The organism is Brenneria sp. L4-2C (genome assembly GCF_040240335.1).
GTDB lineage: Bacteria > Pseudomonadota > Gammaproteobacteria > Enterobacterales > Enterobacteriaceae > Brenneria.
Map to the genome: position 1 here is coordinate 1 of NZ_JBEIAC010000027.1, position 25,776 is coordinate 25,776.

Genomic DNA, 25,776 nt, shown 5'->3' on the forward strand with positions numbered 1-25,776 from the left:
GTTGTAAGGCGGCAATAATTTTGCCAATACAGTGGCTTTCCGCTCCGGTGAATAACGTTTCATATCAGGCTCCATTGCCCCCATTTAGCTTTTCAATAGGGGGTGACAACTATCCTGACAGAGGGGGGCGAGGTGCGACTGGAATGGAGCCGACAGAGACGGCTGACGACCCGCACCGACTGTTCGGGCAGCGTCACGCGTTACGATTACGACCGCTTCGGCCAACTGGTGCGCAGCGAGGATGCGGAAGGGAACATCACCCGGCGCGAATGGAACAAGTCCGGGCAGTTGAAGGCGGTCATCCGGCCGGCCGGCAGCCGGGAGCGGTTCGATTGGCGCGGGGCCGGCCAACTGACGGCCTGGACCGACGCGCTGGGACGCAGGACCAGCGCCGCAGCACGTATCTCTACGACCCTGCGGAGCCGTGGAGCCCGCTGGCGCGCATCGACCAGGCAAGGAAAGCCGGCGCCCCCGACGAGATGTACTGGTTCCATACCGACCTGAACAGCGCGCCGCTGGAGATGAGCGATGGCAAAGGCGCCGTGCGCTGGAGCGGACATTACGGCGGGTGGGGCGAGGTTGGGCGCCTGATGGTGGATAGCGTCGAGCTGCGGCAGGGACAACCCGTGATAGACCAGCCAATTTGGCCCTGCCCCCTAATAACTCTGCCAATTATGAAGGAAATGTAGCTTTAACCAGAGATCAAATACTTCTGGAATGAAGAGTAGGGCCTCAGTTGCAGTGGGGAGCAGACAAGGTGACTGGTAAGTAGTTACAGCTGGTGGTAAATACTCAGGGGCAACAAAACCATTATGAATTTGAAAGAATGTTCTGAGAAAATATGTGATTTACTATTACGATCTTCTTATCAAGATGAAGCCAATGAAATTGGCTTCCTTGCCAATAAGATATTAAATCTTGATAAGGGGGACAGTGAACGTATATCAATAATAGAGAGTCTAATATCTCGCTGCCATCCTAAATGGTTGGGCGATTATTATATAAATGGGGTCAATTACAAAGAATGGACGGATCTTGTTACAGCATTCAGAAATAAATTAAAGAAAGAAATATAAAAGCCGGAAGGCCTCCCAAGATCCTTCCGGCAATTTTATTTACCCACCCAATGATTAAGCCAACATTAGCCCAGACTCCGACCGAATAATCATCTTACCGGACAGCAGTTCAATCTCCAGCGGATGGCCGAGCAACCCGCTGCGTGTCAGCCAGTCGCCCGCCAGATAAAGCTAGCCGTTATCGTGTATCCAGTCCGCGCCCTCACAATCGAGACCGCCCAACTCTGCCAGCAGCACGGCGATATCGGTGTCCTCATCCGGTCGGGCCAACACCAGCCCGTTGCGGTACACGCGAGACGTAACAGCGTCCCGGCGGTAAAGCCCGCCTGAGCCAGTTCATCGCCGGTGAGCGTCAGTTCCGGCAGTTCACCCGGATAAAACGCCGTCTGAATGCTCATTGCGCCCCCCCTTGTCCAGCTCGCCGGGAAAGCGCTTGAGCTAGTCGGCGGCGGCACACTCATCAAACGGTTGCAGGCTTAATCCTTCCAGACAGTGCCTCTGCTCCCGCAAATCCTGCACGGTGATGACGATGCAGCCCGGCATCACGCGCAGATGCCCGGTTTCCTGTGGCCACTTGCCGCTGATGGTAATGGCGGGCGTTGAGGTGTAACCCTTGTTGGGGCGGTAGCCGACACGCAGATAGCGCTCCGGCTGAGAGATTTTAAAAACGGGGGGTATCAGGCGTAGAATGCGCGTCAGCCATAGTCAATCAGGAATGAACGGATGGGCGGTAGCGTGAGCGACTTCTTTTACTATGACGATGTTATGAGGGTAGTTTACAGCCAAAATTGGTAGTACGACCCGAAAGCCAGACGAAATCGTCCCTATGATCCGAATTATCATGGACATATGATCCCGTTAAAGATGAGATGAATGTTGATAATAGTGTTGTTAGGGTGCCATTACGAAAATGAAAATTACTCTTAAAGATAAAATAGATGAGCGCTTGGTAAGATTTAAATCTGATATCGGCTGTGGCGTTGCTATTTGGGAAAGTGATAGATTTTCATCAAACACTTCTTGTGATATTGAATTAGAAATCGATGATTTTTTTGAATATGGTAAAAACATAGCCCTCGAGAAAAAACATGATTGCAGTATCGATTTTATCGACAATTATATGATTTTTAAAGCAAAAATAATATCATGTGAAGATGGTGGTATTTTGGTTTTATCACTTGGGAGCGATATTGTTTTTATAGAAGCATCGGGTGGAATTGAAATAGATGGATATATATCATTTTTTACTACTCCTGATAAAGTTAAGCTATACCCAATAGAACTATAATGTTTATAGCCGAGGTATTATAAACCCCCGCATTTTATAATCCGTTGATGTTGATCAATCCGTTGGGTAGAGTGGCGATCAAATTTAGAGTGAAAATAATCCATTCGGTTCTTCCCGTGCAGCCTGGCGTGACGCTATGAGAAAGCGGGAATACCTACAAGTCAACTCCCAATTAGCCAGTCGGAAAATAGCTCTGGTTGGGAATATAGATATGAAGTACCCAAAACCAGGTGGTGGAAATATTTCTGCGACAGTGCAACAACAAACTATCGCATGTCCAGAGGTTTTATATCCCTGAAAGTGTACAAATTCAGGTTGGCCCTATCGGTCCTCAGACTTCGGGAGGGAAAATATATCGGGGGGGAGATACTCAGATTAAAATTCTTAACTATGCCGACAGAGCTAAACTTGTTCCTGTTGGTCAACCAAGAAAAATTACATCTAAGAAGTGTGGTGTTTAATATGGATACTATAAGCGCTTTTAAATTATTGGATAACCTTGACGGATACGATAAAGTGGCTAATCCTAAAAGACTAAGCGTCTTTGAATTATTACCATATGGGATAACATGGCTATGCAATGGAAGAATGAATGAAATAAAACATAATGATAAGATCATTCCTTTATTGTTAAAAGACAATGACGGTATTGCTTTAATTAAATCACCATTTAATAAAAAAGATAACCAAGCGTATATTATGACCCCATTGAATGAAATAAAGTGGAATGTTGGGGAGCTTGTTAGAAAAAATATTGAAAGTGCTATTTTTTCTGATGTTTATTATGTTCTTAATGATCTCTGTTTTTTCGTTAATGTAGGTGGCCGTGATTATCGATTTGTGTTTGAACCCAATACAGGAAAAATCGGAAATTTAATTCCATCTTATTAATGATAGCCGGAAGCGACCTAAACGATCCTTCGGGTACTTTTTACCCGCCGTTTAGCTCAGATATCAGTCTCAATCACTATCCTGACCCGCTCGACAGTGACGACGACCGGTATCTCGGTAATAAAGCCTGACTCTCCCAGACAGCAGCCTTTGAGGTTGATGGCAGGCAGCGGTTCGGTATTGAACCCTGCTCCTGTAGCCACTTGCTGCTGATGGTAATGGCGGGTGTGGAGAGTCGCCCTTGTTGGTCCGGTAGCCGACACGCTGATAGCGCTCGCGCTGGGAGATTTTAAACACGGGGGATATCTGGGTAGAATGTATGTCCACCGTAAGCGACTGAGTATAGATAGGCGGTAGCCAGCTCCTGTTACCTTGTTAGGATCCTCATCAGGTAGTCCTTATGCTGGAATTAGTGCGGCTCATCGAACGAAACGAGCTATGCTGGGAGGATGGGACACTTCCTTGAAACAAGAGTTCAATATTAGCTATAGAGAGATGCTTGATGCAGGCGTTCATTCTGGTCAAGCCAAAAAATCCCTTAATGCTGCATATAAATATTTTGATGGATTGAGAAAAAATAATATTGGCAATCCTTTCTTTGATATTTAACAATCACTAAATTAAATATGAGATCACTATCTATGGAGAAAGATAAAATTACAGAAAAATTAAACGCCATAGAAAAAATTATAGGTAAAAAATTACCTGATGCTTATAAAAGATTTTTATCTGAAGAAGTGAGAGATAAAGAGGTTTATGAAATAAATAATAGTCGAGGGGATGTTGTTTATATTTATAATTACCAAGATGTACTTGAAAGAAATGAAACTTATACGGTACAGGATGTTGATCCTAATTATTTTTTAATTGGTCAAGATGGAGATATAGGCTATTTTATTTGCCTGGATAAAAATAATGATAAAATCTCTAGCCTAGATCTTGGCGCTCTTGGTAGTTTAGATATGGATGAAGAAGCAACGGATTTGTATGATTTACGTGCTTAATTTTTTATAATTAAATAAAAGCCGGAAGCGATCCCCAAGATCCTTCCGGCTATTTTAGAGAGATTTTAAAAAAGTGGTATCTGGCGTAGAATGCGCGTCAGCCATAGTTAATCAGGAATGAACGGATGGGCGGTAGTGTGAGCGACTTCTTTTACATGACGATGTTATGAGGGGAGTTTACAGCCAAGATTGGTAGTACGACCCGAAAGCCAGACGAAATCGTCCCTATGATCCGATTGGGCTATTGGGTGGGTTGAATCAGTAAATCCTCTGACATGGATCGATCCGCTGGGGTTGAGTAAATGTAAAATTGTTAAAGCAAAAAGTAGACGTGACGCTATTAAAAAAGCTCAGCAACATTCGCAAGTACCCAGACCCTCCCGAGGTGGAAGAAATATTCACATTAATAAGTTGAACCCTGGCTGTCGAGGTAAAAACTGGTCAGAGATGAAATCTCAAGGTGGAACCAAACTCGGCAGAGAAAACCAATATGGTAAAAATAAATGGTTTGAACATCCCGATGCTGGTTTACCCAACGTTCCAAAGCATCATGATTCAGGTCATATCCACTCAACTAATCCAAAAGGCTAAGAGGTAATTTTCACGTGATGAAAAATGAAAGGTTAATAAAGTTTCCCGTGCCAGACTGGAATCGGGTAACTTCGGAAAAATTTGATGTTGTCATTACATGTTTTAGTTACCAGTATGATTTCGACGAGAATTTTTATGGTCCCTATGGGTTCGACACTCCGGTGTCACAAGATATCATTCATAGCATTTTTAAAAATGTGTATTACTATGATGGCATTACGAATAAGTTTTCTACAGCGAGTACATTCAAAAAGAAAGGTTTGTACTTTTTTGATGGTTTTAAGCAGTTAAAATTTGAAGTGGAAAATTATCAATTAGCATTAAAGAAAAATGAATATAAAAATAAAAAAGGACTAGAGTCAGATGTATGGCCTGTAAAGCCTTTCTTAGTGGATTCTATAAGAAATGACCAGTTTGAAGATTCTTTTCTTTTAAAATTAATGAATGATAATGTTGGCTTTTTTATAGTAAATCATTACTCTTCTGAGGCGGGGCAATGTATCTTGGTTTTTTCAAGTGAGTTGTGTTGCAGTTTTTCTGATGCTGCAAAAAAATATAATATTGAGATTAATGAAATAGAATCTATTAATGTTTTAAAATCTTGGTAGTAAAAATTAAAATTACTATAACTAACTCATCGTGAGGTAAAAAGCCCTCACTACAACCTCTTAGTCATTCCCAATTATCTCCGCCAGTTCCAACCCACCGGGAAAGCGGTTAAGCCAGCCGGCGGCGCGTTTATCGAACGGCTCTCGGCTTAATCCTTCCGGACAGCGCCAGAGTTCCCGCAAATCCTGCACGGTAATGAAGATGCTCACCGGCATCACGCGCAGCTTGAGCGGCTGCCCGGTGCTGAAATAGGCACTGCGACCCCTCTTACACCAGGCCAGCAATGAAAATATTCTGATTGAGCAAGGATATGGTCGAACAAAATGTTGTGCTGGACGCATCGGAACTGAAACAGGCTTTACCGGAGTGGCCCCGGTTAAGCACGATAGGTGTGGCCGTAAACTATCGCATTGAAAAAAGAAGAAAGAGTCATTATTGCTGGTGGAACTGGGTGTGAGCAAATAATAAGCATTCATGCTCTCGCCCTGGCACTTCATCAGCTCAAGATAAATTTTCTTCAACACTCAGAGGATCATGCTGTTTATCTTTAAATTTTGGTTTGTGAGCGGTTTCATTATTTCAAACTCACAAATAAGGTATGGTTTACCTGCATTTAAATTGAGTGAACAGATGTCATGAATAATAAGTATAAATTGCATGAGTTTCTTGATGTCCATCGCCTGCAAACGCTGCAAGATAACTTCAGTAAATCAATGATGATTGCCCTCGTGGTGGTAGATCAGGACGGGGTTCCCGTCACCCGTCCCAGCGGGTTTTCCGATTTTTGCGCTCGCTCCAGAATGAATGAGGCACTGGCCAGGCATTGCTACGACAGCGACAGTGCGGGCGGTAAAGCCGCCATGCGCGCAGGCGAGCCGTTCGTTTATCGCTGCTATTGTGGTTTTGTGGAGTTTGCGGTGCCAATAATGGTTAATAATCATTATCTTGGCGCATTTATCTCGGGCCAGGTGAAGGTTGAAGAAGATCAAGAAAAAAGTATTCCCTACATTATGGATAACAATAATTTATGGGAAGAAAATCCCTGGCTTATCAACCAGCATCACAATACGCCGCGTATGCCGTACGAACGTTTCGAATCCACGGCGTATACGCTGCTGCATGTGGCTTCGTACCTGGTGGAGCAGGCTTATGCCAACAACATCCAGCGCGAACTGCGTTCCAAAGATCAGGAGTTGGCCAACGAGTTACGCAAACGTGTCGAGATTGAACGTTTATTGCATGACGCGGAGTTCAAAGCGCTCTCCTACCAAATCAACCCCCATTTTTTATTCAATGTGTTGAATACCATTGGCCGGCTGGCGTTTCTGGAAGATGCCGGCCGCACCGAAACGATGGTGCATGATTTTTCCGATATGATGCGTTATCTCTTACGCAAGAATAATAATGGGCTGATCACGCTTGGTCAGGAAATGAATTATGTCAATTGTTATATGGCGATTCAGAAAGTAAGAATGAATGACCGCTTTGATTATGTACGCGATATTCCTGATAAATATAACGACGTTGTTTGTCCATTTTTAATACTTCAGCCTTTGGTCGAAAACTTCTTTAATTATGTGGTGGAGCCGCGTGAAATGAAGAGCCATATCACTCTTCGCGCCACCGACGATGGCAAGGATGTCATTATTGAAATTACTGATAACGGTGACGGTATTTCCCGTGAAGATATTGAGTATATCCTGTCTGGCAACCAGAACCGACAAAAAGGCGGCATTGGCATTAATAATATTAAGAACCGCCTTCAACTGCTATTTGGTGAACGTTATGGCTTGCAAATCACCAGCCCCCATAAGCCGATGCTCGGCACCACAATAAAACTGCGGTTCCCTATGGTGCCAGCCTGAGTCTGGAGTGTGAGTATGTATAATATCGTTATTGTTGAAGATGAATACATTGAGTCGGAGTCTCTTAGACGCATTATTTCCCGCTGCGTCGAGAACGCCGTCATTCATGAGGCGTCAACCGGGAAAAAAGCCATCCAACTTATTGATAAGCTCAGTCAAATCGACATGATGTTCGTCGATATCAATATCCCGTTGCCCAACGGCAATCAGGTAATTGAGTACCTTAAGCAAAAAAATACCGATACCAAAGTGATCGTCACCACAGCCAATGACGACTTTGAAATCGTTCGCCATATGCTCAGCCTGAAAGTGGATGACTATCTTTTGAAACCGGTTAAGCAAAGTATTCTGAGCGATACGATTCGCAAGACGCTACAGGTAGACGAAGAGGCCTTATCGGCAACGCGCGAGCTGCGGCAGAACATCAGCGAGATGATAAATAGCTGTGATTATCCGCGTTGGCACACTTTTGTTTTTAGCATTCTTGATGCGGCATGCGCAGGGCAGTCGCTGGGTGACCCTCATTCCGCAACGGTCACCGACATGCTGGAACTCGTTCAACAACATCTCGCCGGTCTGGATGATGGCTATATGGACAGTCGGGATAAAATCGGCGACCTGGTGCAGAGTATTCGCCAGCAGGGCCTATCGGCGAACCATTACTGGCGGGTACTGAACGGGCTTTTGAGCATCAGCGAAAATATATTTGATCGGGCTTTTAAACAGTCCGGCGGCAGTATGGATTTTGTGGCCAGGGCGCAATTTCATATTGAAAAAAATATCCTCGGCAATCTGACGCTGGATGATATCGCGGCAAAAGTATTTGTCAGTCCCTGCTACTTGAGCCGCGCGTTTAAGAAAAGTACGGGCAGCGGTTTTTCCAGCTATATCACCAACCGCAAAATCAGCATGGCAAAATCACTGTTGCAGTTCAGTGACTTAAAAGTGAATACCCTTGCGCTGGAACTTTCCTGGCAGGATGCCAACTATTTTTGCCGTATCTTCAAAAAAGAGACGGGTATCGCCCCTTCCGATTACCGCAGAATAGTTTCGGCAGAGGCGTGTTAATGCCGCAGGGGATTTTTTGCGCTTGCAGTGAACGCGAGCGCAAGAAAGTCCGCCATCCCGGCAAGATAGTGTACTCACCAAAAAAGTCAGGGCCGCTAAGATAAGAAACTCCCATAATAAAGTAGCCCTGCCATGGACGATTATCTTTTTACCTCTGAATCGGTTGCCGAAGGGCATCCGGACAAAATGGCAGACCAGATATCTGATGCCATTCTTGATGCTTACCTGCTTAACGATCCCTGGGCCAAAGTGGCCTGCGAATGTCTGATAAAAACCGGCGCCGTGATTCTGGCCGGGGAAATATCCTCCAGCGCGAATGTCGATATCGAGTCGATTGTGCGTGCCGCCGTCAAATCCATCGGCTATGACAACTCAGCGAAAGGCTTTGATGGCGCTACCTGTGCCGTCGTCAATATGCTGGGCAGGCAATCCGTCGATATCGCGAACGGCATACATGCCAACGACCCGACGGCGCTCGGCGCCGGCGATCAGGGTATTACCTTCGGCTATGCCTGCAATGAGACGCCGCAGCTTATGCCGGCGCCTTTACTCTATGCGCATCGATTGATCGCGCGTCAGGCGATGCTGCGCAAAACGCAGCAGCTTGTCGGTTTGCTGCCGGATGCCAAAAGTCAGGTGACTTTGCGCTATCGCGGCGATCAAATAGTCGAGGCCGATACCCTCGTTATCTCCACGCAGCATCGTGAGGATATTTCGCTTGCCGCGCTGCGAGAGGCGGTGATTGAAGAGATCATCAAACCCGTTATCCCCGCACGCTGGCTAACGGCTAACACCCGTTTATTGATTAATCCGGCAGGTCGGTTCGTTAACGGCGGCCCGGCGGCGGATTGCGGGTTGACCGGGCGAAAGATCATTGTGGATACCTATGGCGGCGCGGCTTGTCATGGCGGCGGCGCTTTTTCAGGCAAAGATCCCTCAAAAGTCGATCGTTCGGCGGCGTACGCGGCCCGTTACGTAGCCAAAAATATTGTCGCGGCAGGGCTGGCGACGCGCTGCGAAGTTCAACTGGCCTGGGCCATTGGGCTTCCTCGCCCGGTTTCTCTTCGCATCAATACCTTCGGCACGGCCCGGCTTGCGCCGAAATCGCTGACGCAGTTGGTTGAGCAGCATTTTGACCTGAGCGTTTACGGCATCATCAGACAGCTTGATTTGCTCGCGCCGCGCTATCGCCAGACGGCATGTTACGGCCACTTCGGCCGGGAAATATTTCCATGGGAACTCACCGACAAGGCCGCGCTGCTGCGTGACGCTACAGCCCTTGCCTTGCGCCATCCTATGGTTACCCATTGAGTTGAAAATAACAGGAGAACGTTATGTCCGGGCAGAGTTTAGGCTTAATTGAAACCGTCGGTTTAGCGGTGGCGGTCGAGGCCGCCGACGCCGCCATGAAATCCGCAAATGTCGAGCTGGTCGGCTATGAGTTGACCAAAGGCGGCGGCCTGGTAACCGTGAAGTTAACGGGAGAAGTGGGCGCCATAAACGCCGCAGTGGCGGCGGGCGTTGCGGCCGCAAGCCGCATCGGCGATGTTTACGCCTGGAAGGTGATTGCGCGTACCGCAACCGGCATCGACAACCTGATTGCCTCACAGGAAACCTGCGGCGTGCCTCCCTTGCAACCCGTTGCCCCCGAGCCTGCTTACGCAGCGCCATCAGTCTCTGAGCCAAAAGCGCCGACGATCCCGGTCGTCACTGTCGAGCCCGTTGCGCTGACGTCCGGCTGTGCCGATGTGGCGAGTGACGTGAGCTTTGTCGCGTCGGTGAATCAACCATTGCCGGCGGGCGAACAGGTACGGCGTCAAGTCGCAGAGGAACGGGATGTTGAGGTTGAATCGGTTGCGGTTGAAAACGTCGGACAGGGCGATAAAAAGCCGTTGCGGACGCGGGGGAAAACCACGCGGAAATAATTGCATCAGGTAAGACGGGAGCCACCTTCGGGTGGTTTTTTTAACCATTGAAAAAATCCGCCCGCCGTTGCGGCGGCGCGGATTTTTTCAGCGCGATCGCGATCAGGTTGCGGAAGTTTTCGCGGTTTTGGCGGCGTTGGCGGCTTTGGTCGCGGGCAGGTTGCGGACGATGCAATAGCGGTAGATGCCCGCGCCAAGGAGTCCGCCGATAATCGGCGCGATCAGCGGCACGATAAAATAGGGAATATCTCTGGCGCCGGTCATGGAAATTTGTCCCCAGCCCGAGAAAAAGGTAAAGAGTTTCGGGCCGAAGTCACGCGCGGGATTCATGGCGAACCCGGTCAGCGGAGCGGTAGACGCGCCAATCACGGCGACCAGAATACCAATCAAAAGCGGCGCCAGCGGGCCTTTGGGTACGCCGTTGCCGTCATCCGTGAGCGCCATAATCAGCCCCATCAGAATGGAGGTGATGATAATTTCCACCAGTACCGCCAGCCCTACGCTGATGGATGATGCCGGGTAGGTAGAGAATATGCTGGCCAGGAACAGGCTGTCGGGGCTTCCGCGCACCATCTGGTGAGCCTGTTCATACTCGGCAAACAGATTGTGATACAGCAAATAGGTGAGCGCCGCCCCGCAAAAGGCGCCGGCTATCTGCGCCAGAATGTACGGCACCACCTTTCTGGCGCTGAAGGAAGCGAATACCCATAACGAGATGGTCACCGCCGGGTTGAGATGGGCGCCAGAAATACCGGCCGTCAGGTAGACGGCCAGGGCGATCCCCAGCCCCCACACCACACAAATTTCCCACAGACCGAAACCGGCGCCCGCCAGTTTTACCGCACATAACACGCTGGTGCCGAAAAAGATAAATAATCCGGTGCCAAGAAATTCGGCAATGCAGGCGCCTTTTACTGATTCAAGAGAGTGACTCATAGTATTTTCCTGTATCAAGTGATGCAGGGGCTCATCACTTAATGAATTGTTGAGTACAAGAGGAGGTTGATAATAAATAAAACAACATCATTGTTATTGGTACTGATTAGCCGCCGATATGACAATGGAAGCCCATTGATTCAACGACTTTTTTCAGACTTTCCATTTTTTCTTCCGGGTGAGACTGCGTATCACCCATCGGATAAATTCTTCCCAGCAAATTATATTTATTTTCCCCGAAGCTGTGATAGGGCAGTAAATGAATGGTATCCACGCCGGACATCAGCCTGGCGAATTCCGCGATATCACGAATTTCATCAGGGTTATCATTTACGCCGGGAATAACCGGAATACGGACAATCACTTTCGTAATAAATGAAATACGGATCAAATTTTCCAGAATGCGGCTATTATTCACGCCGGTATTCGCTTCATGGATGATCGGGTTAATCGCTTTAATATCGGTTAACGCTAAATCAACCCAGGGGAAGACATCCTCGATAACCTCTTTGCTGGTGAAGCCCGTGGTTTCAATGGCGGTGTGCCAGCCTTTGGATTTACAGGCTTTCAATAATTCGCGCGCAAACTCCGGCTGCGCCAGCGGTTCGCCGCCCGATAGGGTGACGCCGCCGCCGGAACGACGAAACAGATTCTCTTCTTTCTGTAGTTCACGGATAACATCGCTGACCGTCATCCGTTTCCCCTTCATTTCCAACGCCTGCGTCGGGCAAACGCGGGTGCAATCACCGCACTGGATGCAGCGCTCGCGATCGATAAAAAAGGGATTGCTGGTCGAAAGGGCTTGCTGTTTGCACACATCAATACATTTCCCACAGCGAATGCACTCGTTCTTTTTGTAGATTAGCTCGGGCTGTGGGCGCTGTGATTCCGGATTACTGCACCATTTACAGGCCAGCGGACAACCTTTAAAAAATGGAATAGTGCGGATACCCGGGCCATCGTGCAGGGAATAGCGCTGAATATTGAATAAAACGCCTTCCATACCGTATTCGACTCTATTCATAACATCACTCATCAATAAAAGCGGCCATCGGGCTGTAAACGCGTCAGCCGCCAAAAATCGGGTCTGATAGCGGGCCATGCACACCGGCATGGCCCGCAGGCAGGATCAAAATCAGAATTGCTGTTCGGTACGGCTGATAATGTCATCCTGAACTTCTTTGGCCAGCACGACGAACTGGGCGCTGTACCCCGCGACGCGCACCACCAGATCCTGATGCTGTTGCGGATTTTTCTGGGCTTCGATCAGGGTGTTGCGGTCGATAACGTTGAACTGGACGTGCATACCTTTCTTATCGAAGTAGTTACGCACCAGACCGCCGAAGTTATGTAACCCTTTTTCCCCCATTAGCGACGACGGCAGGAATTTCTGGTTATACAGCGTGCCGTTAGAGGCAATGAAGTGATCGAGTTTGGCGACAGAATTCGCCGCAGCGGTCGGGCCGAGAGTATCTTTGCCCTGACGCGGTGAGACGCCATCCGCCAGCGGCTCTTTAGCCAGACGTCCATCCGGCAGCGCGCTCACATCTTTGCCAAACAAGACGTTCGCCGAAACGGGATAGATACCCGCCTGGAAGCGTCCGCCGCGCGGGTTGGTGTATTTCTCCACTTCCTGGCAGTAGATCAGCGCGCAGTTGCGGGCGACAAGGTCGACTTCGTCAATATCGTTACCGAAGCAGGGCGTGTTTTCCAGAATATGGCGAATCTCTTCATAGCGCGCGTTACCGGTAGACGCCGTAGCGCCGGTGTCGGACAACTGGCGATAAACTTCATTTTTGATCGCGGCCGGATTCAGCGAGCCGTGCTCGTCGATGATGCGTTTGACCACGTTGTAAATTTCCTGCTCATCCAGAGAGGATTTAGCCGGCGCAGCGTGCGCTTTGCCGTTAACCGGATAGCCGAAGTTCGCATCCAACGCGTTTTTCAACTCTTGCAGCGTCAACCGGCGATCTTCGAAAACCTGTTTCTGTAGGGCATAGACGGAGTCACCGGTGTCGGCGATACCAAAGGCCTGCGGGCCGGTAAAGTTGTAAATCGCGCCGCCTTCCTGAAGCGATTTACCGCGACCGATACAATCATCCACCATGGCGGACAGGAAAGGCAACGGGCAGCGTTCGCCGTGGGCGATATCAACGCTGTTACAGGCTTCAACCAGTTGATGAACGAAGTGCGCCATCTGTTTTTTGAAGGCGGTAAAGAAGTCATCGATGCTGGTGTACTGCGTCAGCTCGCCAGTATTCGGCCCAAGCTGTTTCGCACCAGAACGACCATTGTTCAGGGTGATTTCCAGCACTTTCGCCACGTTGAAGAAGGCGGCGTCGTGCCAGCCCTCCGTGCGATGGGGAGCCTGCGGCTCCACGCAGCCGATGATGCAGTAATCGCGCGCGTCGCGCAGCGATACGCCACGGTTCTGCAAGGCCGGAATGATCACTTCATCGTTGTACATCGCCGGCACGCCGAGTCCCAGACGAACCAGTTCACACGCGCGGAACAGGAATTCATCCGGCGTGCCTTGCCAGACGCGAATGGAGAAGGACGGCTGTGGCAGGCGCACGTGGGCCGTCGCTTCCATACACATGTAGGTCAGGTCGTTAGTGGCATCGCGACCGTCTTCCGTTTGACCGCCCACGCACAGGTTTTGGAATACCGCATAGCCGGCAAACGCCTGGGCGGAAACTTCATCACGCGTTTTGTTGATGTCGTTCAGCTTGATCCAGCAACAGTCGACCAATTCCTGGGCAAACTCTTTACTGATGGATTTATCCGCGGCCAGGTAAGGGTACATATACTGGTCGTAGCGGCCGGGGGAGATAGAGTGACCGCTGGATTCAATCTGCAACATACTCTGAATGAACCAGAATGTCTGGCAGGCTTCCCAGAAGGTGGTCGCGCCGTATTCCGGTACGCGGGTACAGTTTTGCGCGATTTGCTCCAGTTCGCGTTGCCGCGTCGGGTCGCGCTCTTCACGGGCGAGGCGAGCCGCTTCCTGAGCGTAGCGGTGCGCAAAATTGATCGCGGCCTGATAGCTCAGGATCACGGCGTTGTAGAACTGTTCTTTTTTAATGTAATCAGATGAACTGCGATCAAGGTTTTCCAGCGCGCGGGTGACTTCGTTAATGATGCCGCGAAAACCGATTTTCAGTATTTTGCCGTAATCGACGCTAACGTGGCCGACGCCGCCATAGAAGTAGTTGCCGACGGTGAAGACGCCGTTACCCATACTTTCTTTGGTTTCTTCTGACATGTAAGACGCCGCCAGAGAACTGGTGGTTTTCCCAGGCCAGTATTTAAAGGCTTCATGCAGTTCTGATGCGGTTTTTTTAGGGATAATAAAGGGGTCGGCAATACGGTTCTCCATGGTATCGAATTCTTTTTCGACCCAGTCATAGGAGAATTCGGGACAAATTTCGGTTGAACGCGGATTAATGGTGACCGCCCCCACGATCAATTCGTCGGCACGGATTGTCACCGGCAGTTCATTGAATATTTTCTCAACGACTTTTGCGCGGCGCATAATTGCGGGTAAATGTTCGTTTTCTTTATAAGCCTCGGTCGCCAGCACGGCACGTTCAGATTCTACGTAAGGTTTTGCGTGCAGAATCATATTTTTGAGTCTTACAACACGATCGGTCGGATGAGTAAAGCCTTTCTCTAACATATAATAACTCCCGAAATGATATTGGCACGGTGTCGTCACCACGCCTGAATTGTTTAACCTCACGGCAGTGCCGGGTACACTATTGAATAATGCTGATACCTATTAAGCTGCTGAAGTGGCGTAATAATGACGGATGCCCCATCCAGTTGGTTGCGGTAACCAGCGAGCCATCCTGCACGGCCTCATCGTCTGCGGCATTTACCCAAATGCCGCCAGCCATTTCTATCTCGGGTTGAATGGTGAAATAACCCGTCACTCTTTTTCCCTGCAATACGCCGGCCGCGGCCAGAATTTGCGGGCCGTGGCAAATAGCCGCCACGGGTAGTGAAAAATTCATCGCGTAATGAATAATATTCAATACGGATTTGTTAAGGCGTAAATACTCGGGCGCCCGACCGCCTGAAATATAAACGCCGCAATAGTCATGTATTTTAATTTCATCAAATGAAGCGGTTAGTCGAAATAAATGACCGGGTTTTTCGGTATATGTTTGATCGCCTTTGAAATCATGAATAGCGGTCTTAATATATTCCCCAATTCTTTTTCCCGGACAAACCACATCAACTCTGAAACCTAACATGCGTAACGCCTGCCATGGCACCATGACTTCATAGTCTTCAGAGAAATCGCCTGCGAGAAGCAAGATTTTTTTCATAAGCGAACTCTCAGAATGTACTGGCATCCTCCTCAATGACGCGCATGGCTTCATTTACTGCGGCGACCTCACCGAATATTGCCAGTGTTGTGATATGTTGCGGGCAACTGCCAAAGATTTCCGATACCGCGACATGTGCGCTTTTACTGGCCTGATCGGCGTAAAAGTACAGATCCGGCACCGGCAGCATAATCAACCCGATGGCATCGATACGGACCATCTCCAGTCGGTTGCGTGACTCGGAAGGCATCCGCCGTTTTAACATGGCCAGCGTTTCCGGCGTCGGTGCGTTGATAATGCGTTTTTTCATCAATGGGTTACCCGCTCTGCGTTTATCAGCGAATATTGAGCGCTTCGACCATCACGCACCGGCGATTTCTGGCGAACGTGCGTGCCGAGGTCAGCCCTTCACCGGTGGGGCCGGCAATCGTAAACGTGGCGTGACCTTCGCCGCCGACGCCGATTCCGGCATATGACGGACCATTTTTCACGAAAATGGTGGTCTGAATAAGACGCGCCATCTTGGTGAGTTTTTCGACATTGGTGGAGTGCATGATGGCGGTATGCCGATTGCCATGTTCCACTTTTATCGCCAGTTCAATCGCTTCGTCGACATTTTCCACCCGCACGACCGGTAGAATCGGCATCATTAATTCATGTATCACAAACGGATGGTCGCGCTCGGTTTCGATCAAAATGACTTTGACCTCTTCCGCCGTACTGATGCCGAGTTGCTGAAGAATGAAGCCGGCGTCTTTGCCGACAAACGCCGTGTTCGGCCCCGTTCCTTTGTCGTTGAGCACCAGCGATTGCAGTTGCTGGATATGCGTCCTATCGCACAACAGCAAGGCGCCGCTCTTCTTCATGCAATGGATGAGATAATCCGCCACTTCGTTAACAACTATGACCTCTTTTTCCGCCACGCACGGCAGGTTGTTGTCGAAGCTGCACCCATTGATAATGTCGCGGGCGGCTTTCTCGATATTGGCGGTTTCATCCACTACGGCAGGGGGGTTGCCCGCACCGGCGCCAATCGCTTTCTTACCCGACGACATCACGGTTTTGACGATGGCCGGGCCGCCCGTCGCCACCAGCATGTTGACGCGAGGATCGTTGATTAACGCATTGGTGTTAGCAATCGAAGGGGTCGTTACCGTGACCACCAGGTTGGCAGGGGCGCCCAGCCGCGCCAGTCGCTGGTTAATCAACGCGACGCAGTGCAGTGAAACGGCGCGTGAACGCGGATGAGGGCTGAAGACCACCGTATTGCCAGCCGCCAGCATACCGATGGAATTGTTGATAATGGTTTCCGTCGGGTTGGTGGTGGGCGTTATTGAACCAATCACGCCATACGCTGAGTATTCCGTCAGGGTCAGACCGTTGTCGCCGCTTAACGCGCCGGTCGTCAGGTCTTCAACCCCCGGCGTTTTCAGCGCTGCGACACGGTTTTTCACCAGCTTATCCGCATAGTTACCCATCCCGGTTTCCTCTACCGCCATTCGGGATATGGCCTGCAAAACGTCATCCTGTAGGAACAGTTTGCGGATGCCGTCGACAAAACCGGCGCGATCCTGCATTGAGCAGTGGCGATACTGGATCTGCGCCTGTTGTGCGGCGGCAATGGCTTCATCCATGGTCGCAAAAGCACCGTCGTCCGAGGTGCCGGCGTCGAGCGGTTCCGGTCGAGCCCGGTTCGCCAGAACGCTGGCCACAATCGCCTCAAGATTGACATGCTCCGCTACCGGCGCGCTCGGCGCTGGAGCCTGCGGCGCTGTTTTCGTGTATTTACTCAGTACGCGGGAGACGGCCTGAGAAATTTCAAGATCGTTCATGCTCTTCATTCCTTACTTCGCATCGCTTCACGCATGTGTCTGCGCGCCATCAAATGTACGGTGTCGTCGTTGATTTGAGTGGTGTGGGATCCAGCGTTGACAGCAGTTGCATACCGACGTCTCTTGCTGCGATCACCGACTGGCGAACTGCCCCGGAATCCCCGGCGAAGGTGAAGATAACTTCATTGCTGAAGCTGGTGCCGTTTGCCGGACTGGCGTATCCCACCGGTTCAATGACGGCGGCTTTGGCTGCGGCGTCGGCCACCACGACGCCAATCGCCGCAGGGCAGGCGCAGGTCATACCGAAGGCTTTACCTACCGGCGCGCCAAACGCTTTGTTCAGGGCATAACTGGCCCGCGCGGTGTACTGGAATTCCAGATGACCCGCCGCAGAACCGTAGACATCGCCCATCGTTCGATTAATTTCAGACAGCGCGACTTCAATGGCGCGACGCACATCGGATACATCAGACGCCCCAAAGACGATTAAGCACCCATGTCCGCCGCCGCCCTCTGTATCACGCGCCAGTTCAATCGCGAGGATTTCACTATTGGTGGCCTTAATCGCCTCGTCGGCAGCGAAAATTTGTGGGCCCGCTCCCGTGCGCGCGCCAAGAATACCGATTGAGCGATATTTCTTGTCGATATTCATGACTTCGTGGAGCTGATGATCGACGTTGGCGATAACCAGCCCAATCGTGTGTCCGAGGGCCGTGCCGACAAATTCAGTTAAACCGCAGCCAGTGATATCGGCCGCCGTTTTTTTATTTGTTTTCACATCAGTCTGTTTATTCATTACTTCAGATATAATCTGTTCAACAAGATTATCTCTCATGGTCAGTATCCTCTGGCTTTATTAACTGACAGCTTTCGGCAGAATTTTTTCCACTTCGATATGCGGGCGCGGAATAACATGCACGGATACCAGTTCACCCACTTTACTTGCCGATGCGGAGCCCGCGTCCGTTGCTGCTTTAACGGCGCCGACATCACCACGAACCATGACTGTCACCAGCCCTGAGCCGATTTTTTCATATCCGACCAGGGTGACATTTGCGGATTTAACCATGGTATCCGCCGCTTCAATTGCAGATACCAGCCCTTTTGTTTCAACCATACCTAATGCTTCTTGTTGCATAATGACCTCAATATTTCAGGTAAGAGTAAAAGCAAGTAATGAAATAACCCGCCGGGTTAACTCCATCTACTTATTAATTCATGCACTACGATGTTATTGCGCTAAGGACAAAATGTTTTGCCCGATAAAGAGACTTTCTTGTTTTTCGCTATGAAGCGGGACAATAAATTCCTCCCTCAGAGCAGGGATGACGCATCAGGCGACCGCTGACATCGCGGATGAAATCGCCGCCGCATCCTGCGCAATCATTTTTTCTTCGTTGGTGGGGATCACGGCAACGATAGGGGAACCCGGCAATGAAATGACCCCATCCCGACCGGCGAAGACGTGCGCATTTTTCGCCGTATCGAGCCGAACGCCGAACACCGCCAGCCGTTGGGCCGTTAACTCGCGCACCAGCGCCGAATTCTCCCCGATGCCGCCGGTAAAAATCAGGGCGTCAAAGCGATGCAGGGAGGCGAGGTGCGCGCCAAGATGGCGGGCGAGCCGGTGAACCATGACGTCGATGGCCAGGGTCGCACGCGAACAGCCGTTGCTGCGCGCTTCCTGCAACGTTCGGCAATCGCTGGAAAGGCCGGAAAGACCCAGCAGCCCGGATTCGTTATTCACCATTTTGTACAGGGCGTCGAGAGTCTGCCCGGTGGTGTGGGCGATATAGGCGGCGGCGCCGAAATCCAGATCGCCGCAGCGTGTTCCCATCACCAGCCCCTCAAGCGGCGTCATGCCCATTGAGGTATCGACGCTTTCGCCATTTTTGACGGCGCATACCGACGATCCATTGCCCAGATGGGCAATCAGGATCCCGTGGTTTTTGGGGTCAAGATTCAGGCGGGCGACCGCCTCGGCGGCGATAAAACGATGCGATGTGCCGTGAAAACCATAGCGCCTGACCTGATATTGTTGTTGATATTCCAGGGGGATGGCATAGGTGTAGGCTGCGGGCGGCAGGGTCTGGTGAAAAGCCGTATCAAACACGGCGACCTGGGCCAGCGTCGGCAGCAGCGACATGGCCGCTTCAATGCCGACCAGGTTGGCTGGATTGTGCAAAGGGGCCAGCGCGGACAGTTCCCGTATGCGTGCGATAACCGACGGGGTGAGCAACACCGACTGCTTAAAATCACTGCCGCCATGCGCCACGCGGTGTCCAATGGCGCACAGGCGCGGCAGGAGGGCCAGACTATCAAGCCGGGTAAAGAGCGCTTTGAGCGCGCTGGTATGACTGGCTTCGTTCAGTAACTCGGTAGTTTTGTTGCCCGCCGCGTCTTTAAACGTAATACAGGCATCTTGCAGACCCAGTTTCTCCGCCAGACCGGACAGCAACGGCGCGTCCTCATTGCGCGGGAATACTGAAAATTTAAGTGATGATGAACCGCAGTTAATCACCAGAACCAGTGAAGCTAACGACATGATGACCCCAGTCTTTCAGGTGTGTGATGTGAGAGGAAAGCGCTCGCGGCTAAAACGCGCCAGCGCGGCGTTGGCGATGGCAATGTCTTCTTCAACGGTACCGCCGCTGATGCCGATTGCCCCGAGCAGTACGCCATCGGACCAGCAAGGCAGCCCGCCGCCGAAACAGCAAATGCCCGGTTCGTGCTGTAAACCGTAAAGGCTGGCGCCCGGCTGGACTTCAGCCGCGAGCTCATGAGTCGCCATTTTCAAGGCGATGGCAGTCCAGGCCTTTTGACCGGCAAGCGTATAGCTGATGAGTAAGGCGTTATCCATGCTGAAGAAGTAGCGCTGCTGACCGCAGGCATCCACCAGACTGAAAACGATCGGAACATTGCAGTCATCCGCCGCCTCGCTGGCGTATTGCGCCAGCGAGGCGGCGTCCGTCAGGCTCAGCGATATCCTCCGGGGCGATAACTGACGGGCAATGGCGTTGCTGATGCGGCGGTCAAGTTCGGTATGCAGATCGTGGCGCATGATATTCCTCCCGGACGGATTACTGACCGTTGAAATCCAGCGAATCGACGATGCCGACAACGGACGCATCGATAACCGAATGTTCCTTGCTGTTGCTCATCCGCGCCGAGCTGCCGGTGGTAATAATCACAATTTCACCATTGCCTGCGCCGACAAAATCGACGGCGACTTGCGCCATGCCCGTGGGCTGATAGTGTTCATCGAGGCGGGCGACAATCAGTAATTTTGCGCCGTTAAGCGAGGCGTGCTTGGTGGTCGAAACCAGCGCCCCTGTGACCTTAGCCAGATACATATTCCCTCCGCGGAGGTTGAATGATGGTAATGCCGCGATCCCGGATTTCATCCCGGGCCGCGGGCGTGATAAGCGTGCCGCGACGAATATAAATGGGTTGCCCGGCCGGCGTCCGGCGCACGTCGCTGAGCGTAATCAGCGCCTTTTCGCTGCCGGCCGATTGCATGACGGCGTCGCCGGCGACGACGGGGTGTCCAATGACCGTGAAGCCGTATTCCACCAGGGTTTGGGCGTACTGCGAAAGACGCGCCTTAAAGGCCGGCGGCAATGTGCAGGCCGATGATTCACGGCATTCGGCGTTGAGCGTTACGATGACCTGTTTATTCTGACTGAGCGCATGGCAAGCCCAGCGGCAGACCAGGTTATCGCGTAGCCCCAGCGCTATTTTGCTCATGCTGTTGCTGGACAAGGCCGGCAGGTAAAGCCCGCAATATTCGTCCGATGAGCGGCAGGGATCGCGGTTATCGCATAATGCGTCGATGCCGCGTTGGACAAGGCCTTGCAGGCAGGCTGTTTGCAGCGACGACTCGGCGGCGCTGTGCGAGAAGGTTAGCAGCAGCAAATAACCGCTGCGGTTCAGCGCGGTGAAACAATCCAGCGTCTCGGGCAGGGTGGAGAGATCCTCGCCGCTTAACACCACTCGCATCACTCGATGGTTTTGCAGACGCCGTTGTCGACGCGCCAGCAGCTCATCAATACTAGCGTCCAGCCATTGCGATAAACGTTGTTGATCCATAAGTTGCTCCTCAGCGGCTGTGCATGGCGATGCCAAGCGGCGTGACCAGCAACGGCTCTGGCGCCTGGATGACGCGTTTACCCGTGGCCTTGCGGAAGACCTCGGCAAATTGCCGGAAACTGCTGGCGCCGCCGACCAGATAGACATCGTCGACCGGGTAGCGCGCCAGCCAGCCGGCCGTCAGGCAAGCCATTTTTTCCGCTACCGGGCGCACCAACGCAAAGACCTGATCTTCATGTTCCGGCGATTTCTTCATCTCTTCCGCCTCGGCAATGGGTATGTTCAACGCGCCTGAGAGCACCAATGTCATATGGTTGCCGCCGGTGGGTTCATCTGCGCTAAAACAGACCTCACCGCCGCGTAGAATGCTAATGCCGGTCGTGCCGCCGCCCACATCCACTACCGCGCCCTCGCGAATGTTCATTGCCAACGCCGCGGCGACGGGTTCGTCCACAATTTGCGTCACGGCGAATCCCGCGGCTTCGACCATATTGACAATAACTTTCGTATTCCCTGCTGAGATCCCCGGCGGAATAGCCGTCGCCGCTTCGAGCAGCGTTCTGCCGAGACGTTGCTCCAGAATGTCTTTGAGGCCGATAACCACGCGGCTGGCGGCGAGAAAATCGACCACGACGCCGTCCTTCACCGCGCGGGAAGGGTGACTGACGCCCGCCACGGGGTTGTTTTGTTCATCCAGCGCAATCAAGGCGATATTGGCGGTACCCGGATCGACACCCACCTTTAGCGCTCCGGCGCAGGGGCGGCATTCGCCGCTTTTCACCAACGCAGCCAGTTCCCTCAACCGCCTGATTTCCTCGCCTTCAGCCATAATGGCGTTCCGTTATCACCCGTCTTACGCAGTCGCCGTTGCGCAAGCCGAATCCGTTCGCCTCTTCCACATCAATGTGCATTTCCAGCACGGCGTCGGCGCTGACGCGTACCAGCACGTGGCTAAGGATGCCGCCGCGCTGGCCGTCGATGCGCACATCGATTTCCATCCCATCACGCAGGGAGAATTGTTCCGCTTCGTCAGGAGAAATGTGGATATGACGCCAGGCCACAATCGTTCCGCCATGCTTTGTCACTCGCCCACACGGCCCAATAATGTCGATGCCCGGCGAGTCCTGTAAGTCGCCGGACATCCGCACCGGCGCTTTTACGCCCAGCGCAAAGCCGTCCGCGATGGAGATTTCAATCTGGGTAGCGCCGCGCAATGGCCCGAGCACCCGCACTTTACTCAGATCGCCTTTCGGGCCTCGCAGGGTTACGGTTTCTTCCGCGGCATACTGGCCCGGTTGTTTCACCGCTTTCATTCGGGTTAACGTGGAGCCGTAGCCAAACAGAACGTCCATATCTTCCCGGCTGAGATGCACGTGACGGTTGGAAATACCGACCGGAATATCCAGCGTCTGCGGGGCTTGAAGCGCGCCGGAGAGGGCGCGTGAGCCATGAGCCGCCAACTCCTGAATAATTTGTCTGGTGATCAATTCGGCTTGCTGTTGGTTGTCATTCATAACATTAACGACCTGAATAAGTGATGAAGTGGAGCGGATTTAGCATATTCAGTCCCGCGCTGCGCTTTTTGCCGTTACGCAGGACTTTTTTGACCGACCGGTCGGCTGAGGACAATCTTGTCCAGATTTATCCGGCGATGCGCGTCAGGAGCCGGTTTATATCAATGGCGTCGGGCTGGCAGGGGTTCGATGCCGTACAGCCATCCGCCAACGCAGCCGCAATAAGAGGTTTGCGTAAGGACTCGAAATCAGCCGGATTGTTGCCCAGTTCGGTCAGGGTGGCGGGGATGGCAAAATGGCGATTCATCTCGCGGATGCTGTTTATCAACGCGTGCAGCGTTTGCTGCGGGGTCGCGGCCTGGATGCCCATAATGGCGGCGCATTTCAGGTAGCGCGCCATCGCATAAGGGGAATGCTCAGCGTTGTATTCAATAATCAGCGGCAGCAGCATGGCGTTAATTTTGCCGTGCGCAATATGCAGCATGCCGCCGATAGCGTGCGCCATACCATGAACCAGTCCCAGCCCCGCGGAGTTAAACGCCATGCCCGCCATGCAGGAGGCATTGTGCATATGGGCGCGAGCCTGAACATTTTTCTCGTCCCGGAAAATCTCCGGCAGGTGCTGCCAGGTCAGCGCGATAGCTTTTTCCGCGAGCGCGTTGCTAAAATCATTGGCCCCCGTTGAGACCAGCGCCTCAATGGCGTGCGTGAGCACATCCATCCCGGTATCGACGGCGACGTGCAGGGGGACGGAGAGCACCAGATTAGGATCCAGAATGGCGCAATCCGGCACCAGTTCATCCGCGATAAGGGGATATTTGCGCCCATTTTGCGGGTCGGAAATGATGGCATAGGCGGTGACTTCCGACCCCGAACCGCTCGTGGTCGGGATGGCGATAAGTTCGATGGCGTGTCCGGGTAAATACTCTTGCAGCGTGACCTTAATCCCTTTGGCGGCATCCAGCGACGAACCGCCGCCGAGCGCAATAATCACGTCCGGTTTGAAGGACTTAAATTGAGCGGCGCCAGCCAGCAGGATTTCAACGCTCGGGTCGGGTTTTACGTCGCTGAAAATAGAGACCGAGGCGTGGGGCATCTCATTGATCAAATAGCGAGTCTTCCCTGAGGTCGCCATAAAATTATCGGTGACGATCCCGACTTTTTTATGGTTTAGTCTGCGCAACGTACCGATCGAGTCTTCGCCAAAATAGACTTTAGGAATGGAAAAAAAAGAGCTCGCCATTTATCAACTACCTTTTTCTTAAACAAATGACCGGCACGCGAACGCCGGGCGTAAAAAGAGATTTCATGGTGTCATGGGAGAGGGGGAAAGCCGCTATCTATGTTTGTGCTTTGCCAGGATTATGTTGCTGTCGTGATTTATTGGCCGACAAAAAAATGCAGCGGGGCGGGGACGTCAGAAAATATTTCCTGCGATGCAATGAAACCGGCTGAACCCCTCGCCGCCTATATTGGCCGTTAACGCTTCCAGATCGCGGCCTTCAAGATTGAAGGCTGGCGGTGCGTCGGGTTTACCGTTTAATATTGAACACATAGAGCGAGTGGATATCTGTGAACAGAAATAAAGTAGTAAATTTGATTAAAAAACATGAAGATATTGCTAATCTTGGATCTGCGGATGATGCACCCGCATCTGAATGGATAAATAAGGCGGAGCACGCACTTGGTGTTACCTTGCCAGATAATTACAAATGGTTTCTAAGTGAATTTGGGGGTGGGGAAATATGTGGGGAAGAAATATATAGTATTTATGGTGTACCATTTGATGAAGCTGTCGGAGGAGATTTGGTTTATCAGAATACTATTGCTAATAATAATGTTATTTTGGGGAGGATAGTTTTATCTAGTACTGATTTTGGTGAAGATTTTTACTTTAAAATTAACGACTTTGATAAAGTATATATTGCTATAGATAATAGAGAAGAACTATATGCGGAAGATTTTATTGAATACCTATACAAAAGATTAATATCATATATTTAATAAACCCGGAAGCGATCTTAACGATCCTTCCGGGTTTACTTTATCTGTTGTCCAATCGCGGTTATTTATTGATTATCATCCCTTCCAGACCCAGTCCGCCGGGAAAGCGCTTAAGCCAGACGGCGGCGCGTTCATCGAACGGTTTCCGGCTTAATCCTTCCAGACAATGCCGCAGCACGCGGATATCCTGTGCGGTGATGACGAGGCACCCCGGCATCGTCAGGCCCGAGGCGCTCGCAGCTCCAGCACTTTGGTCAGCAGATCCAAGGCTTCGACGATTTTGTCGAGTTCTTCCTGGGTCAGCGGTGCCAGTTGAGCTGTTTCGATGGCTAACTGGCGTGGGTAGAGCTGATCTACCACTTTGGCGCCCTCCTTTGACAAACGTATTAGCGTGGCGCGTCGATCGACAGGGTTCTCACTGCGAGTGATATAACCACGTTCTTCCAGCTTGTTGAGGATGTTGCTCATCGCACCTCGCGAGCAGCCGCGCAGACTGGCGATGCGCCTTGCGATCACCGGCTCATCCATATGTCGCAATATCACCATGACATCCAGTTCAGGAGCACTAAGGGGGGCTGCGCCCCGCATCGCATTGAGGTCCAGATCGTGAAGCATGTGGATGCGTTCAAGGCGGGAAAACACTGCCATAGCGCGAATATCCAGATCCGGGCGCGCCTTACGCCAGGCCTCCACTATTTCGTCCGTGGGGGTCACATCAATCATTTTGTCTCCGGCATCAATTTCGTTAAT

General features: G+C 51.4%; 33 protein-coding genes and 1 pseudogene. 13 read left to right on the forward strand and 21 right to left on the reverse strand.

What is annotated here, in order from left to right; all coding sequences use genetic code 11:
- Positions 1 to 269: 269 nt before the first annotated feature.
- A complete protein-coding gene (locus ABRZ26_RS25130) occupies positions 270 to 689 on the forward strand; it encodes an RHS domain-containing protein (protein WP_413587772.1) in 420 nt (139 codons plus the stop codon).
- A 123-nt stretch (positions 690 to 812) separates the two neighbouring features.
- Entirely contained in the window at positions 813 to 1,076 is a 264-nt protein-coding gene (locus tag ABRZ26_RS22835; protein WP_319606392.1) for a hypothetical protein, read from the forward strand.
- A gap of 146 nt (positions 1,077 to 1,222) precedes the next feature.
- Here the strand turns inward: ABRZ26_RS22835 and ABRZ26_RS22840 are convergent, their stop codons facing one another.
- Both ABRZ26_RS22840 and ABRZ26_RS22845 read right to left on the reverse strand, forming a co-directional pair.
- Positions 1,223 to 1,474, reverse strand: a complete 252-nt coding sequence (locus ABRZ26_RS22840) for a hypothetical protein (RefSeq protein WP_319606393.1) — start codon at positions 1,472 to 1,474, stop codon at positions 1,223 to 1,225.
- A 178-nt stretch (positions 1,475 to 1,652) separates the two neighbouring features.
- Positions 1,653 to 1,775, reverse strand: a pseudogene (locus tag ABRZ26_RS22845) (hypothetical protein); the annotation flags it as partial.
- Positions 1,776 to 1,986: 211 nt separating this feature from the next.
- On the opposite strand from ABRZ26_RS22845, the gene ABRZ26_RS22850 reads away from it, so the two are divergent.
- Both ABRZ26_RS22850 and ABRZ26_RS22855 read left to right on the forward strand, forming a co-directional pair.
- A complete protein-coding gene (locus ABRZ26_RS22850; RefSeq protein ID WP_319606394.1) occupies positions 1,987 to 2,364 on the forward strand; it encodes a hypothetical protein in 378 nt (125 codons plus the stop codon).
- 462 nt (positions 2,365 to 2,826) lie between these two features.
- A complete protein-coding gene (locus ABRZ26_RS22855; protein WP_319606395.1) occupies positions 2,827 to 3,255 on the forward strand; it encodes a hypothetical protein in 429 nt (142 codons plus the stop codon).
- Positions 3,256 to 3,311: 56 nt separating this feature from the next.
- Here ABRZ26_RS22855 and ABRZ26_RS22860 read toward each other — a convergent pair whose 3' ends face one another.
- Complete coding sequence (locus ABRZ26_RS22860) at positions 3,312 to 3,458, reverse strand: SymE family type I addiction module toxin (protein ID WP_319606396.1); 147 nt, start codon at positions 3,456 to 3,458, stop codon at positions 3,312 to 3,314.
- Positions 3,459 to 3,627: 169 nt separating this feature from the next.
- Here ABRZ26_RS22860 and ABRZ26_RS22865 point away from each other — a divergent pair, with 169 nt between their 5' ends.
- The 4 genes from ABRZ26_RS22865 to ABRZ26_RS22880 all read left to right on the forward strand — a co-directional run bounded on the left by ABRZ26_RS22865 (position 3,628) and on the right by ABRZ26_RS22880 (position 5,458).
- Positions 3,628 to 3,864 (forward strand): hypothetical protein, encoded by a 237-nt coding sequence (locus ABRZ26_RS22865; RefSeq protein WP_319606399.1) that lies wholly within the window; start codon positions 3,628 to 3,630, stop codon positions 3,862 to 3,864.
- Positions 3,865 to 3,896: 32 nt separating this feature from the next.
- Positions 3,897 to 4,259, forward strand: coding sequence for an SMI1/KNR4 family protein (locus ABRZ26_RS22870; protein ID WP_319606400.1), 363 nt, complete (start codon positions 3,897 to 3,899; stop codon positions 4,257 to 4,259).
- A 294-nt stretch (positions 4,260 to 4,553) separates the two neighbouring features.
- Positions 4,554 to 4,850 carry a hypothetical protein gene (locus ABRZ26_RS22875; protein WP_319606401.1) on the forward strand — a complete coding sequence of 99 codons (297 nt, stop codon included), beginning with the start codon at positions 4,554 to 4,556 and terminating at the stop codon, positions 4,848 to 4,850.
- A 14-nt stretch (positions 4,851 to 4,864) separates the two neighbouring features.
- Positions 4,865 to 5,458: a hypothetical protein gene (locus tag ABRZ26_RS22880; RefSeq protein WP_319606402.1), complete on the forward strand. Its 594-nt coding sequence runs from the start codon at positions 4,865 to 4,867 to the stop codon at positions 5,456 to 5,458.
- 60 nt (positions 5,459 to 5,518) lie between these two features.
- Here ABRZ26_RS22880 and ABRZ26_RS22885 read toward each other — a convergent pair whose 3' ends face one another.
- The gene (locus tag ABRZ26_RS22885) at positions 5,519 to 5,983 is read right to left on the reverse strand and encodes a hypothetical protein (RefSeq protein WP_319606403.1); all 465 of its coding nucleotides are present in this window, start codon (positions 5,981 to 5,983) and stop codon (positions 5,519 to 5,521) included.
- A 111-nt stretch (positions 5,984 to 6,094) separates the two neighbouring features.
- On the opposite strand from ABRZ26_RS22885, the gene ABRZ26_RS22890 reads away from it, so the two are divergent.
- The 4 genes from ABRZ26_RS22890 (at position 6,095) to ABRZ26_RS22905 (ending at position 10,317) form a co-directional block, all read left to right on the forward strand.
- Positions 6,095 to 7,324, forward strand: a complete 1,230-nt coding sequence (locus tag ABRZ26_RS22890) for a sensor histidine kinase (protein WP_319606404.1) — start codon at positions 6,095 to 6,097, stop codon at positions 7,322 to 7,324.
- Positions 7,325 to 7,339: 15 nt separating this feature from the next.
- Positions 7,340 to 8,392, forward strand: a complete 1,053-nt coding sequence (locus ABRZ26_RS22895) for a response regulator transcription factor (RefSeq protein ID WP_319606405.1) — start codon at positions 7,340 to 7,342, stop codon at positions 8,390 to 8,392.
- Positions 8,393 to 8,524: 132 nt separating this feature from the next.
- Positions 8,525 to 9,703: a methionine adenosyltransferase gene (gene metK / locus ABRZ26_RS22900; RefSeq protein ID WP_319606406.1), complete on the forward strand. Its 1,179-nt coding sequence runs from the start codon at positions 8,525 to 8,527 to the stop codon at positions 9,701 to 9,703.
- A 23-nt stretch (positions 9,704 to 9,726) separates the two neighbouring features.
- The gene (locus tag ABRZ26_RS22905; RefSeq protein WP_319606407.1) at positions 9,727 to 10,317 is read left to right on the forward strand and encodes a BMC domain-containing protein; all 591 of its coding nucleotides are present in this window, start codon (positions 9,727 to 9,729) and stop codon (positions 10,315 to 10,317) included.
- Between the two features lie 102 nt (positions 10,318 to 10,419).
- Here ABRZ26_RS22905 and ABRZ26_RS22910 read toward each other — a convergent pair whose 3' ends face one another.
- The 15 genes from ABRZ26_RS22910 to ABRZ26_RS22980 form a co-directional block, all read right to left on the reverse strand.
- Entirely contained in the window at positions 10,420 to 11,253 is an 834-nt protein-coding gene (locus ABRZ26_RS22910) for an MIP/aquaporin family protein (RefSeq protein ID WP_319606408.1), read from the reverse strand.
- Between the two features lie 106 nt (positions 11,254 to 11,359).
- On the reverse strand, positions 11,360 to 12,277 hold the full coding sequence (locus ABRZ26_RS22915) for a glycyl-radical enzyme activating protein (protein ID WP_319606409.1): 918 nt from the start codon (positions 12,275 to 12,277) through the stop codon (positions 11,360 to 11,362).
- A gap of 111 nt (positions 12,278 to 12,388) precedes the next feature.
- Complete coding sequence (gene grpM / locus ABRZ26_RS22920; RefSeq protein WP_319606410.1) at positions 12,389 to 14,932, reverse strand: glycyl radical diol dehydratase GrpM; 2,544 nt, start codon at positions 14,930 to 14,932, stop codon at positions 12,389 to 12,391.
- Positions 14,933 to 15,011: 79 nt separating this feature from the next.
- Positions 15,012 to 15,587, reverse strand: a complete 576-nt coding sequence (locus ABRZ26_RS22925) for a DJ-1/PfpI family protein (RefSeq protein ID WP_319606411.1) — start codon at positions 15,585 to 15,587, stop codon at positions 15,012 to 15,014.
- A gap of 10 nt (positions 15,588 to 15,597) precedes the next feature.
- A complete protein-coding gene (locus ABRZ26_RS22930) occupies positions 15,598 to 15,897 on the reverse strand; it encodes a BMC domain-containing protein (protein WP_319606412.1) in 300 nt (99 codons plus the stop codon).
- 25 nt (positions 15,898 to 15,922) lie between these two features.
- Positions 15,923 to 17,419: an aldehyde dehydrogenase family protein gene (locus ABRZ26_RS22935; protein ID WP_319606413.1), complete on the reverse strand. Its 1,497-nt coding sequence runs from the start codon at positions 17,417 to 17,419 to the stop codon at positions 15,923 to 15,925.
- Between the two features lie 49 nt (positions 17,420 to 17,468).
- Complete coding sequence (gene pduB, locus ABRZ26_RS22940) at positions 17,469 to 18,254, reverse strand: propanediol utilization microcompartment protein PduB (RefSeq protein ID WP_319606414.1); 786 nt, start codon at positions 18,252 to 18,254, stop codon at positions 17,469 to 17,471.
- A gap of 21 nt (positions 18,255 to 18,275) precedes the next feature.
- Positions 18,276 to 18,557: a propanediol utilization system shell hexameric protein GrpH gene (gene grpH / locus ABRZ26_RS22945; protein WP_319606415.1), complete on the reverse strand. Its 282-nt coding sequence runs from the start codon at positions 18,555 to 18,557 to the stop codon at positions 18,276 to 18,278.
- Positions 18,558 to 18,752: 195 nt separating this feature from the next.
- Positions 18,753 to 19,964: a propionate kinase gene (gene tdcD, locus ABRZ26_RS22950; RefSeq protein WP_319606416.1), complete on the reverse strand. Its 1,212-nt coding sequence runs from the start codon at positions 19,962 to 19,964 to the stop codon at positions 18,753 to 18,755.
- Positions 19,965 to 19,979: 15 nt separating this feature from the next.
- Positions 19,980 to 20,480, reverse strand: coding sequence for a GlcG/HbpS family heme-binding protein (locus ABRZ26_RS22955; protein WP_319606417.1), 501 nt, complete (start codon positions 20,478 to 20,480; stop codon positions 19,980 to 19,982).
- A gap of 19 nt (positions 20,481 to 20,499) precedes the next feature.
- A complete protein-coding gene (locus tag ABRZ26_RS22960) occupies positions 20,500 to 20,772 on the reverse strand; it encodes a EutN/CcmL family microcompartment protein (RefSeq protein ID WP_319606418.1) in 273 nt (90 codons plus the stop codon).
- Complete coding sequence (locus tag ABRZ26_RS22965; protein ID WP_319606419.1) at positions 20,759 to 21,508, reverse strand: flavoprotein; 750 nt, start codon at positions 21,506 to 21,508, stop codon at positions 20,759 to 20,761. The genes ABRZ26_RS22960 and ABRZ26_RS22965 overlap by 14 nt, the downstream gene beginning before the upstream one ends.
- A gap of 10 nt (positions 21,509 to 21,518) precedes the next feature.
- On the reverse strand, positions 21,519 to 22,337 hold the full coding sequence (gene eutJ / locus ABRZ26_RS22970; RefSeq protein ID WP_319606421.1) for an ethanolamine utilization protein EutJ: 819 nt from the start codon (positions 22,335 to 22,337) through the stop codon (positions 21,519 to 21,521).
- On the reverse strand, positions 22,330 to 23,022 hold the full coding sequence (gene pduL / locus ABRZ26_RS22975; RefSeq protein ID WP_319606422.1) for a phosphate propanoyltransferase: 693 nt from the start codon (positions 23,020 to 23,022) through the stop codon (positions 22,330 to 22,332). The genes eutJ and pduL overlap by 8 nt, the downstream gene beginning before the upstream one ends.
- A 127-nt stretch (positions 23,023 to 23,149) precedes the next feature.
- Positions 23,150 to 24,265 (reverse strand): 1-propanol dehydrogenase PduQ, encoded by a 1,116-nt coding sequence (locus ABRZ26_RS22980; RefSeq protein WP_319606423.1) that lies wholly within the window; start codon positions 24,263 to 24,265, stop codon positions 23,150 to 23,152.
- Positions 24,266 to 24,594: 329 nt separating this feature from the next.
- Here ABRZ26_RS22980 and ABRZ26_RS22985 point away from each other — a divergent pair, with 329 nt between their 5' ends.
- The gene (locus ABRZ26_RS22985) at positions 24,595 to 25,026 is read left to right on the forward strand and encodes an SMI1/KNR4 family protein (protein ID WP_319606424.1); all 432 of its coding nucleotides are present in this window, start codon (positions 24,595 to 24,597) and stop codon (positions 25,024 to 25,026) included.
- A 61-nt stretch (positions 25,027 to 25,087) separates the two neighbouring features.
- Here ABRZ26_RS22985 and ABRZ26_RS22990 read toward each other — a convergent pair whose 3' ends face one another.
- Positions 25,088 to 25,243 (reverse strand): hypothetical protein, encoded by a 156-nt coding sequence (locus ABRZ26_RS22990; protein WP_319606425.1) that lies wholly within the window; start codon positions 25,241 to 25,243, stop codon positions 25,088 to 25,090.
- Between the two features lie 2 nt (positions 25,244 to 25,245).
- Positions 25,246 to 25,749 (reverse strand): MarR family winged helix-turn-helix transcriptional regulator, encoded by a 504-nt coding sequence (locus ABRZ26_RS22995; RefSeq protein ID WP_319606426.1) that lies wholly within the window; start codon positions 25,747 to 25,749, stop codon positions 25,246 to 25,248.
- Between the last annotated feature and the right edge of the window lie 27 nt (positions 25,750 to 25,776).

Excerpts from the sequence above, each read along its gene's own strand:
- ABRZ26_RS25130 (WP_413587772.1), top strand. The coding sequence starts at position 270 with ATGGAACAAGTCCGGGCAGTTGAAGGCGGTCATCCGGCCGGCCGGCAG.
- ABRZ26_RS22835 (WP_319606392.1), top strand. The coding sequence starts at position 813 with ATGAATTTGAAAGAATGTTCTGAGAAAATATGTGATTTACTATTACGA.
- ABRZ26_RS22840 (WP_319606393.1), bottom strand. The coding sequence starts at position 1,474 with ATGAGCATTCAGACGGCGTTTTATCCGGGTGAACTGCCGGAACTGACG.
- ABRZ26_RS22850 (WP_319606394.1), top strand. The coding sequence starts at position 1,987 with ATGAAAATTACTCTTAAAGATAAAATAGATGAGCGCTTGGTAAGATTT.
- ABRZ26_RS22855 (WP_319606395.1), top strand. The coding sequence starts at position 2,827 with ATGGATACTATAAGCGCTTTTAAATTATTGGATAACCTTGACGGATAC.
- ABRZ26_RS22870 (WP_319606400.1), top strand. The coding sequence starts at position 3,897 with ATGGAGAAAGATAAAATTACAGAAAAATTAAACGCCATAGAAAAAATT.
- ABRZ26_RS22890 (WP_319606404.1), top strand. The coding sequence starts at position 6,095 with ATGAATAATAAGTATAAATTGCATGAGTTTCTTGATGTCCATCGCCTG.
- ABRZ26_RS22895 (WP_319606405.1), top strand. The coding sequence starts at position 7,340 with ATGTATAATATCGTTATTGTTGAAGATGAATACATTGAGTCGGAGTCT.
- metK (WP_319606406.1), top strand. The coding sequence starts at position 8,525 with ATGGACGATTATCTTTTTACCTCTGAATCGGTTGCCGAAGGGCATCCG.
- ABRZ26_RS22905 (WP_319606407.1), top strand. The coding sequence starts at position 9,727 with ATGTCCGGGCAGAGTTTAGGCTTAATTGAAACCGTCGGTTTAGCGGTG.
- ABRZ26_RS22910 (WP_319606408.1), bottom strand. The coding sequence starts at position 11,253 with ATGAGTCACTCTCTTGAATCAGTAAAAGGCGCCTGCATTGCCGAATTT.
- ABRZ26_RS22915 (WP_319606409.1), bottom strand. The coding sequence starts at position 12,277 with ATGAATAGAGTCGAATACGGTATGGAAGGCGTTTTATTCAATATTCAG.
- grpM (WP_319606410.1), bottom strand. The coding sequence starts at position 14,932 with ATGTTAGAGAAAGGCTTTACTCATCCGACCGATCGTGTTGTAAGACTC.
- ABRZ26_RS22925 (WP_319606411.1), bottom strand. The coding sequence starts at position 15,587 with ATGAAAAAAATCTTGCTTCTCGCAGGCGATTTCTCTGAAGACTATGAA.
- ABRZ26_RS22930 (WP_319606412.1), bottom strand. The coding sequence starts at position 15,897 with ATGAAAAAACGCATTATCAACGCACCGACGCCGGAAACGCTGGCCATG.
- ABRZ26_RS22935 (WP_319606413.1), bottom strand. The coding sequence starts at position 17,419 with ATGAACGATCTTGAAATTTCTCAGGCCGTCTCCCGCGTACTGAGTAAA.
- pduB (WP_319606414.1), bottom strand. The coding sequence starts at position 18,254 with ATGAGAGATAATCTTGTTGAACAGATTATATCTGAAGTAATGAATAAA.
- grpH (WP_319606415.1), bottom strand. The coding sequence starts at position 18,557 with ATGCAACAAGAAGCATTAGGTATGGTTGAAACAAAAGGGCTGGTATCT.
- tdcD (WP_319606416.1), bottom strand. The coding sequence starts at position 19,964 with ATGTCGTTAGCTTCACTGGTTCTGGTGATTAACTGCGGTTCATCATCA.
- ABRZ26_RS22955 (WP_319606417.1), bottom strand. The coding sequence starts at position 20,480 with ATGCGCCACGATCTGCATACCGAACTTGACCGCCGCATCAGCAACGCC.
- ABRZ26_RS22960 (WP_319606418.1), bottom strand. The coding sequence starts at position 20,772 with ATGTATCTGGCTAAGGTCACAGGGGCGCTGGTTTCGACCACCAAGCAC.
- ABRZ26_RS22965 (WP_319606419.1), bottom strand. The coding sequence starts at position 21,508 with ATGGATCAACAACGTTTATCGCAATGGCTGGACGCTAGTATTGATGAG.
- eutJ (WP_319606421.1), bottom strand. The coding sequence starts at position 22,337 with ATGGCTGAAGGCGAGGAAATCAGGCGGTTGAGGGAACTGGCTGCGTTG.
- pduL (WP_319606422.1), bottom strand. The coding sequence starts at position 23,022 with ATGAATGACAACCAACAGCAAGCCGAATTGATCACCAGACAAATTATT.
- ABRZ26_RS22980 (WP_319606423.1), bottom strand. The coding sequence starts at position 24,265 with ATGGCGAGCTCTTTTTTTTCCATTCCTAAAGTCTATTTTGGCGAAGAC.
- ABRZ26_RS22990 (WP_319606425.1), bottom strand. The coding sequence starts at position 25,243 with ATGCCGGGGTGCCTCGTCATCACCGCACAGGATATCCGCGTGCTGCGG.
- ABRZ26_RS22995 (WP_319606426.1), bottom strand. The coding sequence starts at position 25,749 with ATGATTGATGTGACCCCCACGGACGAAATAGTGGAGGCCTGGCGTAAG.